We start from the raw sequence: 16,956 nt of genomic DNA, 5'->3' as shown, positions 1-16,956 counted from the left end.
TTCTGCGATGCGGCGCTGCAGTGATCGTTATGCTGGTTGTGTTGGCGATCATTGGCTGCGACGAAGCGCAGTCGCAAGGGGCCGCGCCGCCACCGGTGACGGTCGCGCAACCGGTCAAGCGCATCGTCACCGACTGGGATGAGTTCACCGGCCGCTTCGAGGCGATCGAGGAGGTCCAAGTCCGCGCCCGCGTCGGCGGATTCGTCAACAGCGTCGAGTTCAAGGACGGCGCGATCGTCAAGGCCGGCGATCTGCTCTACATCATCGACCCGCGTCCGTTCGAGGCGGTGGTGCTGCAGGCCGAAGGCCAGCTCGCTGACGCGCGCGCCAAGGGCGAGCTTGCCAAGCGCGATCTCGAACGCGGGCTGACCCTGGTGCAGACCAGCGCGGTCTCGGAGCAGGTCGTCGATCAGCGCCGTCAGGCATTGCAGGCGGCCCGCGCCGCCGAGACGCAGGCCGAGGGCACGTTGAAGGCCGCGCAGCTCAATGTCGAATTCACCCACGTGCTGGCACCGATCACCGGCCGCGTCAGCCGGCATCTGGTGACGCCCGGCAATCTGGTGCAGGGCAGCGAGGGCGGCGCGACGCTCTTGACCTCGATCGTGTCGCTCGATCCGATCTACATCTATTTCGACGTCGACGAGGCGACCTATCAACGCAACAGCAAGCTGTGGTTCGAAGGCAGGCGGCCGAGCTCGCGCGACACGGCGAACCCGGTGCAGATCGTGTTGACCGGCGAAACCAAGCCCTCGCATGAGGGCAAGATGGACTTCCTCGACAACCGGCTCGACGTCTCGACTGCCACGCTTCGCAGCCGCGCGATCATTCCCAACCACGATCTCTCGATCCTGCCCGGCCAGTTCGGTCGCGTCCGCATCATCGGTTCCTCGCCCTATGAGGCGCTGCTGATTCCGGACACCGCTGTTGCCACCGACCAGTCGCGCAAGATCGTGTTCGTGGTCAAGGACGACAACATGGTAGAGGCCAAGCCGGTCGTACTCGGCCCGCTCGATGACGGCCTGCGCGTGATCCGCGAAGGCCTCAAGGCGGAAGACCATGTGATCGTCGACGGGCTGCAACGCGCCCGCGTCGGCGCCAAGGTGACGCCCAAAATGACGCCGGCTCCGGCAGATGACAAGCCAGCGGCAGGTGCGAAGCCATGAATCTCGGAAGGCTCTCCGTCAATCAACCCATCCTCGCGATGGTGCTGTCAATCGTGCTCCTGATCGTCGGCGCGATCGCCTATCAGACGCTGCCGGTCTCGGAATATCCGCAGGCGGTGCCACCGACCGTCACGGTTACGACGCAATATCCGGGTGCTTCGGCGCAGACCGTGTCCGACACCGTCGCCGCTCCGATCGAGCAGGAGATCAACGGCGTCGAGGACATGTTGTATCTTTACAGCCAGTCGACGTCGAACGGCCAGCTCACCATCACGGTCACCTTCAAGCTCGGGACCGACCTCGACAAAGCCCAGGTGCTGGTGCAGAACCGCGTCGCGATCGCGCAGCCGCGTCTGCCTGAAGAAGTGCAGCGCAACGGCGTCGTCACTCGCAAGAACTCACCTGACATCCTGATGGCCGTGTTCGTGTTGTCACCCGACGACAGTTTCGACCAGCTCTACATCTCGAACTATACGCTGCTGCAGGTCCGCGACCAGCTCTTGCGGCTCGACGGCGTCGGCGACATCCAGATGTTCGGCGCGCGCGACTATTCGATGCGGCTGTGGCTCGATCCCGACCGAATCGCCAATCTCGGCCTGACCTCGGGCGAGGTGCTGGCGGCGATCCGGGCGCAGAACCTGCAGATCGCCGGCGGCCAGATCGCCGAGCCGCCGATCGCCGATCGCGCCTTCCAGCCCAACCTCGTGTTCACCGGCCGCCTCAAGGACATCAGGCAGTTCGAGGACATCGTGGTGAAGGCCGGCTCCGACGGCCGCACCGTGCGGCTGCGCGACGTTGCCCGCGTCGAGCTCGGCGCGCTGTCCTACGCCACCAGCAGCCGCATATTGCGCAAGTCGGCCGTCGCAATGGTGGTGACGCAACGGCCGGGGTCGAACGCGCTCGATACAGCGAAGGCGATCTCGACCACCATGGCGAAGCTGAAGGAGAGTTTTCCGAAGGGGCTCGACTACAATATCGGATACAACCCGACCGAATTCATCGCCCAATCGGTCCATGAGTTGATCAAGACGGTCTACGAGGCGATGGCGCTCGTCGTCATCGTGGTGCTGGTGTTCCTGCAGGGATGGCGGCCTGCGATCATCCCGATCATCGCGATTCCGGTGTCGCTGGTCGGCACCTTTGCGGTGATGGCCGTGCTCGGATTCTCGATCAACAATCTGACGCTGTTCGGCCTCGTGCTCGCGGTCGGCATCGTGGTTGACGACGCCATCGTCGTGGTCGAGAATGTCGAACGGCATCTCGAGCGCGGGATGTCGAGGCGCGATGCCGCGCTCAAGACCATGGAGGAGGTCGGCGGCGCGCTGGTCTCGATCGCGCTGGTGCTGTGTGCGGTGTTCGTGCCGACCGCCTTCCTCGGCGGCATTTCCGGACAGTTCTTCCAGCAGTTCGCGGTGACGATCGCGGTCGCGACCGCGATCTCCTGCTTCTGCTCGCTGACGCTGTCGCCGGCGCTGGCGTCGCAGATCCTCGTGCAGCATGAGGAGAAACGGCCCCCGGCACGCTGGAACATCATCGCGCGCGGCTGGGACAACTTCACCGCGCTGTTCGACCGCGTGTTCGATCGCCTGGCGCATGGCTATGCGGCTCTCGCCGACTTCGTGATCCGGCGCACCGCGGTGATGCTGATGATCTACCTCGTGCTGATTGGCAGCGCCGGCTGGCTGCTCGCCACCACTTCGCAGGGCTTCATTCCGGCGCAGGATCGCGGCTACCTCATCATCTCGGTGCAGTTGTCGGGCGCGGCGTCGCTGGCGCGAACCGCGACGGTGGTGCGCGAGATCGAGCGAATTGCGCTGGATACCCCAGGTATCGTGCGTGTTGGCGCATTTAGCGGCTTTTCCGGCGCGACGCGCACGCAGGCCGGCAATGCCGCGGCCTTGTTCCCGGTGTTCGACGAGCCGGAAGTACGGCAGAAGAACGGATTGTCGGCCGACGCGATCACAGCTGACCTTCGCAAACGGCTGTCGGTAATCCAGGGCGCCTTCATCATCGTCATTCCGCCGCCCGCGGTGCCGGGCATCGGCACCGGCGGCGGCTTCACCATCCGCATTCAGGATCGGCAGGGGCGCGGGCCCGAGCTGCTGGCCGCCGCGACCGACGAGCTGGTCGCCGCCGCGCGCAAGTCGCCGAACCTGACCTCGGTGTTCTCGCCGTTCTCGGCCAACACGCCGCAGCTGTTCGTCGATGTCGATCGCGTCAAGGCGCAGAAGCTCGGGGTTCCGATCGCCAACATCAATGACACGATCCAGACCTATTTCGGCTCGACCTACGTCAACGACTTCAATCTGTTCGGCCGCACCTATCACGTTACCGCGCAGGCCGATCTGCCGTTCCGGAAAGAGAATTCTGACTTCGCGCGGCTACGTACCCGCAACGTCGCCGGCGACATGGTGATGCTGGGCAGCATCGTGGACTTCAAGGACATCTCGGGACCCGACCGCGTCGCGCGCTATAATCTCTATTCGGCGTCGGAACTGCAGGGTGAGCCGGCACCCGGCGTGAGCTCGGCGACGGCGCTGACGACCGTCACGGAACTCGCCGACCGGACCTTACCGAGCGGCTTCGCGTTCGAATGGACCGACCTGTCCTATCAGCAAGTGACAGGCGGCAATGCCGGCCTCTACGTGTTCCCGATCTGCGTGCTGTTCGTCTATCTGGTGCTGGCCGCGCAATATGGCAGCTGGACGCTGCCGTTCGCGGTGATCCTGATCGTGCCGATGTGCCTGTTCGCGGCCACCATCGGCGTGCGCATCATGGGCCAGGACGTCAACATTCTGACCCAGATCGGCTTCGTGGTGCTGGTGGGGCTGGCCGCCAAGAACGCGATCCTGATCGTCGAGTTCGCGCGCGACATCGAGCTCGAGGGCCGGTCGCGGCTGGACGCGGTGATCGAGGCCTGCCGGCTCCGCCTGCGGCCGATCCTGATGACGTCGTTCGCCTTCATCCTCGGCGTGCTGCCGCTGGTGGTGTCGACCGGCTCGGGCTCGGAAATGCGCCAGGCGGTCGGTGTCGCCGTGTTCTTCGGCATGCTCGGCGTCACCCTGTTCGGCCTCGTCTTCACGCCGATCTTCTACATGGTCGTGCGCAACCTTGCGGAAGGAAAGAACGAGGGCAAACCGCCCCAGACGACCGCGGCCGCGGCCGGGTGAATCGCCCCGAGTTCCCTTGCGTCAGCGGGCATGCGGTTATTTGTCCGCGTGTGTCACCCTGCTAGCCGGCAAGACCGAGGGGCGACTGGCATTTCCCGGCCGATGGAGTACGCTTTCTCGAGTGGCCGCGCGTGTGCTGCGTGGAGAGCTTGATCAGCCGACTTCAAGCTGAAGCCCGTCGCCGGGATCTGACAGATGGTGCAGCAGTCGCTGAACGTCGCGTACTCGCGTGGTAGCTCTCAGGTGTTGTGGGCGGACGGCGAGCGCGTGTTCAGCCGTGGCTGGCGACTGGACGACAATGGCAACCGGCTCGCCGTGTTGCTCGTTGCTCCTGCCGCCGACCAACCGTCGCGCTCAAGACTCGATCGCCTCACGCACGAATACGAATTGAAAGATGAGCTCGATAGCGCATGGGCGGCGCGGCCGCTCGGCCTCTTACGTGACGCCGGTCGGACCGTGTTGGTGATCGATGATCCGGGCGGCGTGCCGCTAGACCATCTGCTCGGCGCGCCCATGGATGTAGGGCGCTTCTTGCGGCTGGCTGTCGCGATTACATCGGCTCTGGGCAAGCTTCATCAGCGCGGGCTTATCCACAAAGACATCAAGCCAGCTAATATCATGGTGGACTGCGCGGATGGAAATGCGCGGCTCACCGGGTTTGGCATCGCATCGCGCCTGTCCCGCGAGCGGCAGGCCCCCGAACCGCCCGAGACCATCGCCGGTACGCTTGCCTATATGGCGCCCGAACAAACCGGGCGGATGAACCGCTCGGTCGATGCCCGCAGCGATCTCTACGCCTTCGGTGTCACGCTGTATCAGATGCTCACGGGTGTCCTGCCCTTCACAGCGGCCGACCCGATGGAGTGGGTGCACTGCCATATTGCAAGACCACCAGCGCCTCCCAGCGAGCGGTCAACGAATCTCCCAGGTATCGTCTCCGCGATCATCATGAAGCTGCTCGCCAAGACTGCTGAGGAACGTTACCAGACAGCTGCAGGCGCCGAGAGCGATCTACGGCGTTGCCTTGCTGAATGGGAAGGCCGACGCGACATCAACGAATTCCCGCTCGGGGAACACGACACTCCGGACCGGCTGCTGATCCCCGAGAAACTGTATGGTCGGACAGCCGATATCGATACCCTGCTTGTCTCCTTCGACCGCGTCGCCGTCGGCGGCAGGCCGGAGTTGGTGTTGGTTTCCGGATACTCCGGCGTCGGGAAGTCCGCGATCGTCAACGAGCTTCATAAGCGACTCGTGCCGCGCTGCGGTCTTTTTGCATCGGGCAAGTTTGACCAGTACAAGCGCGACATCCCCTACGCCACGCTTGCGCAGGCCTTCCAGAACCTGATCCGCCCGCTGCTGAGCAAGACCGAAGCGGAGCTGCGGCAATGGCGGGAGGCGCTGCTCGAGGCGCTCGAACCGAACGGCCGGCTCATTGTTGATCTCGTCCCGGAATTGAAGCACATCATCGGCGAACAGCCGCCCGTCCCCGAGTTGCCACCGCAGGATGTGCAGGGCCGCTTTCAGCTGGTGTTCCGGCGATTTATCAGCGTATTCGCGCGGCCGGAACATCCGCTCGCCCTGTTCTTCGATGACCTCCAATGGCTCGACGCAGCAACGCTCGATTTGCTCGAGGATCTGTTGAGCCGGCCGGATGTGCGGAATCTGTTGTTGATTGGCGCTTACCGCAGCAACGAAGTCGATCCCGTCCACCCGCTGATGCGCAAGCTCGAAGCGATGCGCCAGGCTGGAGCGATATTGCAAGACATCGTATTGGCACCCCTAACCAGTGGAGACCTCGGGCAACTCATCGCGGATTCCGTTCACAGCGAACCCGAGAGAATCGTGCCGCTGGCAGGGCTGATCCACGAGAAGACAACCGGCAATCCGCTTTTTGCCATTCAGTTCATTTCTGCGCTCGCCGACGAAGCGTTGCTCACTTTCGACTATGGCGAGGCACGATGGTGCTGGGACCTGAATCGCATTCACGCCAAAGGTTACACCGACAATGTCGTGGACCTTATGGTGGGGAAGTTGAACCGCCTGTCTGTCGAAACCCGGAACGCGTTGCGGAAGCTCGCCTGCCTGGGCAACGACGCAGGGTTCGCCATGTTGCGGATCGTCTACCAGAGCTCCGAGGAGGAAATGCATGGCCAGCTTTGGGAGGCGGTGCGAGCAGGGCTGATCTTTCGTTCGGACAATTCCTATACGTTTCTGCACGACCGTGTTCATGAAGCGGCCTACTCCTTGATTCCGGAGGAATCTCGCGCCGAAACCCACCTCCGAATAGGGATGCTGCTCGCAGCGCGATCCCCTCCAGAACAGCTGGAGGAGACGATTTTCGAAATCGTCAATCAGCTCAACCGCGGCTCGCGTCTTATCACGTCAATTGAGGAGCTTGTGCGGGTCGCCGAGTTGAATTTCATTGCAGGTAGACGCGCCAAGGCATCGACGGCCTATGCTTCGGCGCTGAACTATCTGCTCTCCGGCGTGGCCCTGTTGCCAGCGGACTCTTGGGAACGCCGGCACGACCTGATCTTTGAGCTGGAGCTGCACCGGGCCGAATGTGAGTTCCTCACCGGTGCACTGGCGCAGGCCGAGCAGCGCCTGGCGGCGCTGTCAACCCGAGCCGCAACGACGATCGAACGAGCCCGCGTCACGTGCCTGCAGGTGGATCTTTACACGACCCTGGATCAGGGCAGCCGTGCGATCGCGGTCGGTCTCGACTATCTCCGCCACCTCGGCATCGACTGGTCGCCGCACCCGACGGACGACGAGGCTCGGCGCGAGTATGAGCGGATCTGGTCCCAACTTGGCTCCCGCACGATAGAAAGCCTTATTGATCTGCCTTTCATGAGCAATGCCGCATCGCTTGCGACCCTCGATGTCCTGACGAAGCTCGGGCCGCCTGCCCACTATACGGATGCGAAGTTGCGTTCGATGGTCATCTGTCGAGCGGTCAATCTCAGCCTCGAGGGCGGCAATTGCGACGGCTCGTGCTACGCCTATGCGGTGCTTGGCAGGCTCGCTGGACCGGAATTCGGCGACTACCAGGCGGGACTTCGATTCGGCCGTCTCGGCTACGAACTGGTCGAACAGCGCGGGCTAAGGCGCTTCCAGGCCAGGACCTATTTGAACTTTGGATATCTGCTCATGTTCTGGACGAGACATGTCCAGGAAGGCCGTAATCTGCTGCGGCGTGCGTTCGAGACCGCAAACCAGATCGGCGACCTAACTTTTGCAGCATATTACTACACTCATCTGAACACATATCTTCTCGCGGCGGGCGATCCGCTCGATGACGTGCAAGTCGAGGTCGAGCATGGTCTCACGTTCGCGCACAACATGCGGTTCGGTTTTGCGATTGATTCAATCGCCGGCCAGCTTGGGCTGATTCGGACACTCCGCGGCCTGACGCCGATTTTCGGTCGCTTTGACGATATGCAGTTTGACGAACGCGTGCTGGAGTCCCGCTTTTGCAGGAACCCGGATCTGGCGTTGGCCGCGGGCTCGTATTGGACCCGCAAGCTGCAGGCACGCTTCTTTGCCGGCGACTATGCCGGTGCCCTCGAGGCTTCATTGAGGGCGCAACAGCTGCAGCCGACATCGGCGTCGTTTTTCGAATGCGCGGAATATCACTTTTATAGTGCGCTCTCTAGAGCTGCATCCTGCGAGTCCGCGGCGGCCGACCGATGCCAGGAGCATGTCAGGGCACTCGCGGTGCATCACCGGCAGCTTGAGGTCTGGGCGACGGCTTGCCCGGACAACTTCGAGAATCGCGCAGCACTCGTCGGCGCTGAGATCGCGAGGATCGAAGGCCGCGCGCTCGATGCTGAGCATCTTTACGAACACGCTATCCATTCGGCACACTCGCAAGGCTTCGTTCACAACGAGGCGCTCGCCAACGAGGTCGCCGCACGCTTCTTTGCCGCACGCGGGTTCGGGAAGATCGCGAATGCCTATTTGCAAGATGCGCGGTACGCGTACCTCCGATGGGGAGCCGCCGGCAAGGTAAGCCAACTCGACGAGTTGTATCCGCACCTAAGGAAGGAGAAGCCGATTGCCGGTCCCACAAGCACGATCGGGGCATCGGTTGAACAGCTGGATCTAGCTACTGTGATCAAAGTCTCGCAAGCGGTGTCGGGCGAGATCGTTCTAGACAAACTTATCGACACGCTTATGCGCGCGGCGATTGAGCACGCGGGTGCCGGACGAGGTCTGTTGATTCTGGCGGTAGGTGATGTCTATCGGATTGAGGCGGAGGTCACGACCGGAAATAATACGGTGAACGTCGGTCAGCGACGAGCGAGTGTAACCGCCGCAGATCTGCCGGAGTCCATCCTACACTACGTGATCCGGACAAAAGAGAGCGTTCTTCTCGACGATGCTGCAGCGCCGAGTTCGTTTTCTGCCGATAAGTACATTCATCAGCATCACGCCCGTTCAATTCTCTGCCTGCCGTTGCTCAAACAAGGCACACTTGCCGGTTTGCTCTACCTCGAGAACAACCTGGCGGCCCACGTTTTCACACCCGATCGCGTCGCGACGCTGAAAGTTCTCGCGTCGCAGGCGGCGATCTCGCTGGAAAACTCGCGGCTCTATCGCGACGTCGCAGATCGCGAAGGTAAGATTCGGCGTTTGGTCGACGCCAACATCATCGGAATCATCATCGCCGACGGCGAAGGCCGAATTCTTGAAGCCAATGACGCGTTTTTACGCATTTTGGGTTATGACCGCGAGGACTTGGTTTCGGGCCGTATGCGCTGGACCGAGCTGTCCCCGCCGGAATGGCGCGAGCGCGACATGCTGACTCAAGCAGAACTGAGTTCGACCGGGATAGTTCAGCCTTTCGAAAAGGAGTATATTCGGAAAGACGGCAGCCGTGTGCCCGTGCTTATTGGCGCCGCTTTGTTCAAGGAGGGAGGCGACGAAGGCCTTGCATTCGTGCTCGACTTGACGGAACGCAAGCGGGCCGAGGAAGCGCTGAGCCAAGCACAAAGACTAAGCCGCACCGGAAATTGGATCTACGACGCGACAGCGATGCGTTATCTCTACTGGTCGGACGAGAGTTACAGGATCTGGGGGTTTGATCCGCTGCACGGACTTCCAAGCCGGCAAAGTATGTGGGAACGCATTCACCCGGAGGACCGCGACAGAGTGTGGGCCGCGGTTCAGGGGGCCGTGCATCAGAAGAAGGATTTGATTACCGAGTTCAGGCTCCTCCTGCCGGATGGAACGGTCAAATGGGTCGAAGGGACCAGCTACCACGTGTTTTCCCCTCGGGGTACGCTGGCTGAAGTTATCAGCACAACTGTCGACGTGACGGAACGAAGGTTGGCACAGGAGGAACGTGAGAAGCTGCGCCAGCTCGAGTTGGATTTTGCCCACATCAACCGCGTGAGCATGATGGGGGAATTGGCAGCTTCGCTGTCTCACGAAATTCTGCATCCGATTGCGACCGCCCGCAACAATGCTCGTGCGGGGGTGCGTTTTCTGGAAATGAATCCGCCAAACCTGGGTGAGGTCAGGGAAGCACTCGGTTGTGTTGTCAGGGACGTGGACCGGGCCAGGGACATTGTCGGACGGATGCGTGATCACGTCAAGAAAGCGCCAACGCGAAAGGAGTGCTTTGACTTTAACGCGGCGATCAACGAAGTGCTGATATTGGCGCAAAGCGTGACACACCGGAATGAGGTTTCGATCCAAACCCGGCTTGCTGATGGACTGCGTCCAGTTCTGGGTGATCGCATTCAGCTGCAGCAAGTCTTGCTGAATCTGATTCTCAACGCGGTCGAAGCAATGAGCTCGGTTGCAGATGGAGCAAGGGAGCTGTTGATCAGCACTGAGCAGGATCAGTCAGGCGCCCTCGTAGCTGTACGGGATTCAGGGCCCGGCATTGATGCGCAGCATTTGGACCGAATCTTCGACACTTTTTACACCACGAAGTCCAGCGGAACAGGGATGGGATTGTCGATATGCCGTTCTATCATCCACGCTCATGGGGGCAAGTTGTGGGTAGAAGCAAACGAACCTCGTGGTGCCGTATTTCAGTTCACTCTGCCTGCGGACGACGACTCATGAAGTGTCTTCAATGGGCCGGCCCGGCTGCAGAGCCGAACGAAGGCATCGCTCGAGATGGTCGTCGTCCACTGGCTTGCTGAGGTAGCAAACAACCCCGTCCTTAAGAGCCTGATGCCTGACGACCTCATCGGGGTAAGCGGTAACGAGGATTGTCGGGATCTCGTACCCTGCATCGACCAAATACCTGTGCAACTCGAGCCCGGTCATTCCGGGCATGCTAACGTCGGTGACCAGGCAGGCGGTTTCAGCCAAGACAGGCGATGCCAGGAAATCGGCCGCTGATGGGAACGCTTCGACAATGTAGCCCAGAAACATTATGAGCTTCCGCATCGATTCACGATAAGGCTGATCGTCGTCGACGATAGATATCACTGTACGATTCAACATTGCGGGTTCCAGGCACGTCCGCCGACCGGCACGGGGCGACGCCTCGCAGCATGCAACTTAACGTCACGGACATTCCCCGATAGTGCAAGGCCGCCGTTCCTAAGCTATGGCTTAGGCTTTTGGCTATCCGCTTAGGCGACGGATATTGTTCATCGCCACAGATCGGGCGTAGAATGACGCCGGAAATAGGGAAAATGTACTTCCTCAACGCAGGGTTACCGAGAATGGGTGAGGCAGATCCCAGTGTCTTGGTTATCGATGACGATCCGGAGTTTCGCGACTCGGTCGTTCGGCTGTTGCGGACAGTCGGCTTATCTGCCCGACAATTTTCGTCTGTTTCCGATTTTCTCAAGGCCGATCCGCCGGACGGTCCCACTTGCCTGGTGCTCGATGTGAGAATGCCGGGGCGAAGCGGTCTTGAGCTTCAACGCGATCTTGTCGCCGCAAATAGGCAGGTGCCGATCATCTTCATTACGGCGCACGCCGACGTACCGATGACCGTGCAAGCGATGAAGGGCGGCGCGATCGAGTTCCTTACAAAGCCATTTCGTGATCAGGATTTGCTTGATGCCATCCAAGCCGGCCTCGATCGCGATCGCGCCCGTCGCGAGAGTGATAGCGCATTGGCTACGCTCAAGGATCGATTTGACACGCTCAGCTCCCGCGAGCGTGAAGTCATGCTCGGCGTCGTGGCCGGTCGCCTGAACAAACAGGTTGCCAACGATATCGGTATCACCGAATCCACGGTAAAGGTTCATCGCGTGAATCTGATGAGGAAGATGAAGGCGCGTTCGCTTCCCGAGCTCAGCCGGATGGCGGACCTTCTCAATGTAAGACATCAGCAACCGCAAAGCTCCTGACCTCAAGGGGCCTGCCGTCAGTTGCTGTGTGAGCGCGGCCATCTAGTCGCGTCTGCCGCATTTTGCTGCGCTATTGAGTCCTGTCTCATGTGCCCATCCGGCTAACGGACTCGGGCCGCGAGGTCTGCGTGATCGCTTCTAAGCGAACGCTTAACACAAGCAGCGACGAGCGAACCTCGCAATACCTCCGCGCAATCGACGGCAGTGGCCCGAGCCATCAGACTGCGCTCAACAAGGCTCTCTTTGGAAGGCCGTCTTTCGACGCAAGCGAGCTTACAATGCGCCCGTTTATCGGTCGCTCGGCGCATTCTGAACCGGGATTTGACGTGCATTACGCCACTCTTAGTCCGGATAGGGATCAGGCAATCGTTGTTCCAACAACTTGACGGAGATCAACCGTGGAGCTTCATCAAGTTCGCTACTTCCTCGCCGTGGCATCCACGCTCAACTTCACCCGCGCAGCCGAGCGGTGCAACGTCGCGCAACCCGCCCTGACCAAGGGAGTGCAGAAGCTGGAGCAGGAACTCGGCGGTCAGCTGATCTATCGCGAACGCCGACTGACGCAGCTGACCGACCTTGGAAAGGCAATCCTTCCAATGCTGGAGCGCACTCTGGCCTCGGCAGAGGCGGTGCGTCGCAGGGCACAGGAGTTCCAACGCAAGGAGGTTGCGCCACTGAAGATCGGCCTTGCCCCATCGATCTCAGCATCGCTCGTCCTCGATCCGATTGCGGAGACAGCGAAGTTCGTACCTGGACTTCACGTCGAGCTGCGCGAAGAGGCCGCTGAGAAGCTCGTCGACCTTTTACTCAAGGGCGAGATCAGCGCCGCAATGGTCGGGGAGGTGCAGGACATGCCCGCTCGCATCGACGACTGGTCGCTGTTCGAAGAGCGCTATGTCGCCGTTCTCGCGCCGACACACGAGCTTGCAAATCATTCCTCGCTCGGCATCGATGACCTCCGTGAGACCATCTTGCTGGAACGCTCCGGATGCGACATCACCCCGAAGATTCAACGGTCGTATTCCCCTGAGGAGCCATTCCACCTTGGGCACTCCGGAAGTAACGACTTGCACCTGCAACATCTGGCGGCGGCTGGCTTCGGTGTGATAATCGCGCCCGAGCACATGCCGCGTCTCGCGACGCTCAAGACCATCCCGCTCGAAGGCGATCTGGTTTCGCGGGAGGTTCGGCTGCTGGCAGTGCAGGGGCGTCGCTACTCGCCGGCGCTGGACGCTTTCGTCAAGGTCGCACGGCTTCGCGACTGGTCGGCCGTTGTTCGGACGGCGTGAAAATCGTGGAATGTGTCCATCGCGCCGAGCGAGTGGAATGGAAATGATAACGACCCGGCATTTCTAATGATTGGCGTGCCTGCTTACTGGTTGTCTAACCGAGCTGAGTAACGGTTGCGCGGAATGCGAACAAGCATGGGACGGCGTAGTCGCCTCTTGGGTGCACGCGCTCTCCGCCTCGCAAGAATCGGCTCGAGCAATCAAGTCAGTAGGAGTCACCGATGTCGTTCCGCTTTATCACCAAGTCTATCCATGCCTACCTGATCGACTACCCCGTTGCGATCGCCTTAATCGCGGCACCGTTTGTGCTGAAGCTCGGTCAGAGTGGGCCGGTCGCCATGTGGCTCTCGGTTTTCGCCGGTGTGGCCGCGCTGCTGCTGGCCGCGCTGACCGACCATCCCACCGGGCTCGTCCGCATCATTCCCTACTGGTTGCACCTTTGGGTCGATCGGGCCGTTGGGGTGGTGTTTGTCATTGCTCCGTTTGCCTTCGGATTCGCCGGGCTCGACGCCTGGTACTACTGGGTTCTCGCCGCCGCCGTCCTGATCACGACCTCAGTCCTGAACGCGCCCGAGAAGCCGGTTGCGATGCATTCGGAATTCGGCAGGCGCGCCGCGGGTTGAAGGCGCTAATGACGTAATCGAGGGCAAGACGTTGCTGATGTTCGTCCGCTGGCGTCCGTCACGAATGGGGCGCGTTAGAGGCTTGGACCAGATCATCCTTTTGAGCGTCGATGGTGGAAGGCTTTCGCAGTGCCAGCCTTCGGGCGGTGCGGCCAGATCCTCTGACGTCGTGGAGTACGGCGAGCGACGATAACGACCGTCTATCGACTCCATGGCGAGAGGTGATTTCCCTCGCCGACGTTGCAGGGTCACCCTCCAAAAGCAAGGTCCATTCAATCTCTTGATCAGCGCCGCGATAGCGTGGCGCCGATTACGGGCGTTGATCGGGCGAAAAAAATGGTGCGAAAGAGAAAAACACAGATGCCCCAGGAGAGATATGACATCGTCATTGTCGGTGCGGGTGCGGCCGGCTGCGTGGTCGCGAGTTATCTCGCCGAACACACCGATGCGTCGATCGCGCTTATCGAAGCGGGCGAGATGGATCGCGATCCGTTCATCCACATTCCGGCGGGCTTCGCCAATATCCTGGTTCACGACCGGCATGTCTGGAAATACGAGACGGTTCCCCAGCACGGCAAGAGCCGAGCATATCGCTCGGGCAGGGTGCTAGGCGGGGGCTCCTCGATCAATGCGATGTGCTATGTCCGTGGCCAGATACGCGACTTCGCCGCGTGGCAAGATGCAGTCGGCGACACCGGTAAATGGTCGTATGAAGACCTGCTTCCCGTCTTCATGGCACAGGAGCGCAACGACACCTTCCACGACGAATATCACGGCATCAATGGTGGTCTGGCGGTGCAGTTGCCGAAGGGCATCAACGAGCTGAACCAATATTGCCTCAAGGCCTTCCAGGAGTATGGGATTCCCTATAATCCCGATTATAACGGCGAGAGCCAGATCGGCGTCTCGCCGGTGCAGTCGACGGTCGGAAATCAGCGCCGGTGCAGTGCGGTCGATGCTTATCTGCGTCCGCACCTCGTCTCAGGCCGCGTCACTCTTCTCACCAGCACGACCGTCGTTCGGATTCTTATCGAAAACAAGCGGGCCGTCGGCATCGAGCTGAAGGACAACGGCCTCGAGAGAATCATGGCCGGCGAGATCGTGTTGTCGGCCGGGGCCGTCCATAGCCCGAAGATTCTCATGCACTCGGGTATCGGACCAGCCGAGCAGTTGCAGCGGCACGGCATTCGGGTGATTGTCGATTCTCCGGGGGTCGGCGAAAATCTCCACGACCACCCGATGGTACCCGTCCGGGCCTATGTAAAGGGCGATCTCGGCTATCAGGCGGCCGCGCAGGGGCTCGGCACCGTTAAGGCCGGCCTGCGTTATCTCGTCACCAAGGATGGCCCGGCGTCGGGCAACGGCATCGAGACGGTTACCCACTGGAATCCGTCGGACTTCGCCGCCGACCCCACGATCCAATGCTATCACGCTCCTATCATCTTGAACGAGCAACTCGGCCCGACCGGCGACCGCTCGGGTGTCACCTTCGAACTCGTGGTGCTTCAGCCCAGGAGCCGTGGCTGGGTGCGGCTTGCCGACAGCGACCCGGCGTCGATGCCCCTCATCAACCCGAACTTCGTCGGCGAGGAAGAAGACTTGAAGGCCGCAGTGCAATCGGTGCGCGCGATCCGCGAGGTAATGGCCCAGGAGTCGTTGGCGTCGGTGATCGAGGAAGAGATGGATCCTGGCTCGCAGGTCCGGTCGGATGCGGAGATCGGCGAATGGGTGAAGCGTGTCGTGACGACGATGTGGCACCCGGTCGGCACGTGCCGGATGGGTCAGGACGGGAAAGCGGTGGTTGACGCAAGGCTCAGGGTCCGCGGGGTCGAGGGCCTACGGGTGATAGACGCCTCGATCATGCCGAACATCACCAGCGGCAATACCAACGCCCCGACCCAGGCGCTTGCGCGCCACGCTAGTGCGATGCTGGTCGCCGATCTGAAGCGGACCTAGGCAGCTCTGGCTGCCGCCATAGGCAGGCATTCGGCTGCAGGCGTGAAACACTTGCGAGGAGCCGCCCTGCATGACGCAGGGCGGGGTTGTGCCGTGACGGGCGGTCCTCTGCTTGCTTTCCGGTCGTCGATTCCTTGTGTCAAAAAGCAAGCCGCGGTGCCTCGCTCTCAGATATCCTTCCGAGCTTGGCCCTCCTTGGCCATCCGCCGATAGTCGCTCGGATCTCGATGGTACGCCTTTCGAAAAGCTCGAGCGAAACTTGAACGGCTCTCGTACCCCGCATTTTGAGCAACAACATCGACCGACGTCGTCGTCGTCGCCAAATCGATTGCAGCCTGGCGCATTCTCAAGTCCCGCAGGATCGCCATCGGGGTTCGTCCAAAGACTTCAGAGAATCGGGCCATGAACGCCGAGCGACTCAATCCCGCACTGTGTGCCAAACTTTGAACTGAGTGGGTGGCTCCTGGCCGCGCCACCATATCTGCGAAGGCACGGGTGAGCTGCTTGTCGGCAAGTATCGAGAATCGCTCAGTCCACCGCCGGGATGACCTTAGCGACCGTCGCACCAATGAGACAATGATTTGCTTGAGCAGGGACGCGGTCATGGCTCCAACGCCGACCTCTTGCTGTAGCAACTCGTCCATGGCTTCGCGAAGCTTTTGATCGATCCTGTCCGCCGGCTCGAACTGCTCGATCACCGGTTCCCGAAGCTCCGCGAACAGCCTCACAGATTGGCCAAACGATGCGTTAAAAAAGCCGCATATCTGAACGATTTCGGGGTACTCGTTTGGCACCGCGACGCGGAGGATGCCGTCTTGACGGGTCCAGCAGTCTCTCGAAATGAGCTTTGGTGGGACGTTACTGCCGTCGACCTCGATCGAGAACGGGGTGTTTGGCGGTACGATGATGAGCAAATGAGGGCTCAGCGGTATCGCTGGTCTGCCGTTGATCGATATGCTTCCCTCGCCACTCAAATTGTAGTGGATCCCGGGCGCGTCAATCATTCCCATTTCGACTCGATGGCCGCGCGGCACCAGAAGCTCAGTCAGGGCGATGACATCGATGTCGAGGTCCTGCATCAAGTTGTTGAGGTCTGTTGTAGACAATTTGACAGTCGAGCCCCCGGTCGGAAAAATGTTCTGCCCGACGAGAGCCTGCGCTGGACCCGCTTTCGTGTGCATGACCGTGGTGGCCCTCTACTGTCTGGCTAACGGCGCCAATCGTGCTTTGAAGCCTGTTCTCGAAGAATCAGCAAGGGGCCACCATGCTCGATTGCACCTGCTGACCGACGTTCTTTCCAAACCCGATGGAGTGATCATGATCAGAATGTCCTGGTAGGGAAGTGAAACTCTTGCAGGTCGATCCTGAAGCAACTTCAGCTCGTGGCAGCTGACCAGATTCAGGCGCTCGATGCCGTCATGTGGAGC

At 60.9% G+C, this 16,956-nt stretch carries 9 protein-coding genes; 7 read left to right on the top strand and 2 right to left on the bottom strand.

The annotated features are described in order from the left end of the window. Window positions 1-2 precede the first annotated feature (2 nt). The 3 genes from QA635_RS30300 to QA635_RS30290 all read left to right on the top strand — a co-directional run bounded on the left by QA635_RS30300 (window position 3) and on the right by QA635_RS30290 (window position 10,414). On the top strand, window positions 3-1,163 hold the full coding sequence (locus tag QA635_RS30300) for an efflux RND transporter periplasmic adaptor subunit (protein WP_482151240.1): 1,161 nt from the start codon (window positions 3-5) through the stop codon (window positions 1,161-1,163). Further along, window positions 1,160-4,333: an efflux RND transporter permease subunit gene (locus QA635_RS30295; RefSeq protein ID WP_283063192.1), complete on the top strand. Its 3,174-nt coding sequence runs from the start codon at window positions 1,160-1,162 to the stop codon at window positions 4,331-4,333. The genes QA635_RS30300 and QA635_RS30295 overlap by 4 nt, the downstream gene beginning before the upstream one ends. Window positions 4,334-4,528: 195 nt before the next feature. After that, window positions 4,529-10,414, top strand: a complete 5,886-nt coding sequence (locus tag QA635_RS30290; RefSeq protein ID WP_283063191.1) for an AAA family ATPase — start codon at window positions 4,529-4,531, stop codon at window positions 10,412-10,414. Here the strand turns inward: QA635_RS30290 and QA635_RS30285 are convergent. After that, window positions 10,409-10,801, bottom strand: a complete 393-nt coding sequence (locus QA635_RS30285; RefSeq protein WP_283063189.1) for a response regulator transcription factor — start codon at window positions 10,799-10,801, stop codon at window positions 10,409-10,411. The two genes, QA635_RS30290 and QA635_RS30285, sit on opposite strands and share 6 nt — an antisense overlap. Window positions 10,802-11,025: 224 nt before the next feature. Between QA635_RS30285 and QA635_RS30280 the strand changes: the two genes are divergently transcribed. The 4 genes from QA635_RS30280 to QA635_RS30265 all read left to right on the top strand — a co-directional run bounded on the left by QA635_RS30280 (window position 11,026) and on the right by QA635_RS30265 (window position 15,529). After that, a complete protein-coding gene (locus QA635_RS30280; protein ID WP_283071898.1) occupies window positions 11,026-11,661 on the top strand; it encodes a response regulator transcription factor in 636 nt (211 codons plus the stop codon). 398 nt (window positions 11,662-12,059) lie between these two features. Continuing rightward, window positions 12,060-12,950, top strand: a complete 891-nt coding sequence (locus QA635_RS30275) for a LysR family transcriptional regulator (protein WP_283063187.1) — start codon at window positions 12,060-12,062, stop codon at window positions 12,948-12,950. 221 nt (window positions 12,951-13,171) lie between these two features. Then, the gene (locus QA635_RS30270; protein ID WP_283063186.1) at window positions 13,172-13,573 is read left to right on the top strand and encodes an SPW repeat domain-containing protein; all 402 of its coding nucleotides are present in this window, start codon (window positions 13,172-13,174) and stop codon (window positions 13,571-13,573) included. Window positions 13,574-13,873: 300 nt separating this feature from the next. Next, window positions 13,874-15,529, top strand: coding sequence for a GMC family oxidoreductase (locus QA635_RS30265; RefSeq protein WP_283063185.1), 1,656 nt, complete (start codon window positions 13,874-13,876; stop codon window positions 15,527-15,529). Between the two features lie 167 nt (window positions 15,530-15,696). Here QA635_RS30265 and QA635_RS30260 read toward each other — a convergent pair whose 3' ends face one another. Continuing rightward, window positions 15,697-16,710, bottom strand: coding sequence for an AraC family transcriptional regulator (locus QA635_RS30260; protein WP_283063183.1), 1,014 nt, complete (start codon window positions 16,708-16,710; stop codon window positions 15,697-15,699). Between the last annotated feature and the right edge of the window lie 246 nt (window positions 16,711-16,956).

Source organism: Bradyrhizobium brasilense, assembly GCF_029714345.1.
In the GTDB taxonomy this organism is placed as follows: Bacteria; Pseudomonadota; Alphaproteobacteria; order Rhizobiales; family Xanthobacteraceae; genus Bradyrhizobium; species Bradyrhizobium australafricanum.
Note: the sequence above shows the minus strand (reverse complement) of the source record. Positions and strands in the feature narration are given on the sequence as shown.

What these genes read in the sequence shown, in the direction of transcription:
- QA635_RS30295 (WP_283063192.1), top strand. Translation starts at nt 1,160, where the DNA reads ATGAATCTCGGAAGGCTCTCCGTCAATCAACCCATCCTCGCGATGGTG.
- QA635_RS30290 (WP_283063191.1), top strand. Translation starts at nt 4,529, where the DNA reads ATGGTGCAGCAGTCGCTGAACGTCGCGTACTCGCGTGGTAGCTCTCAG.
- QA635_RS30285 (WP_283063189.1), bottom strand. Translation starts at nt 10,801, where the DNA reads ATGTTGAATCGTACAGTGATATCTATCGTCGACGACGATCAGCCTTAT.
- QA635_RS30280 (WP_283071898.1), top strand. Translation starts at nt 11,026, where the DNA reads ATGGGTGAGGCAGATCCCAGTGTCTTGGTTATCGATGACGATCCGGAG.
- QA635_RS30270 (WP_283063186.1), top strand. Translation starts at nt 13,172, where the DNA reads ATGTCGTTCCGCTTTATCACCAAGTCTATCCATGCCTACCTGATCGAC.
- QA635_RS30260 (WP_283063183.1), bottom strand. Translation starts at nt 16,710, where the DNA reads ATGCACACGAAAGCGGGTCCAGCGCAGGCTCTCGTCGGGCAGAACATT.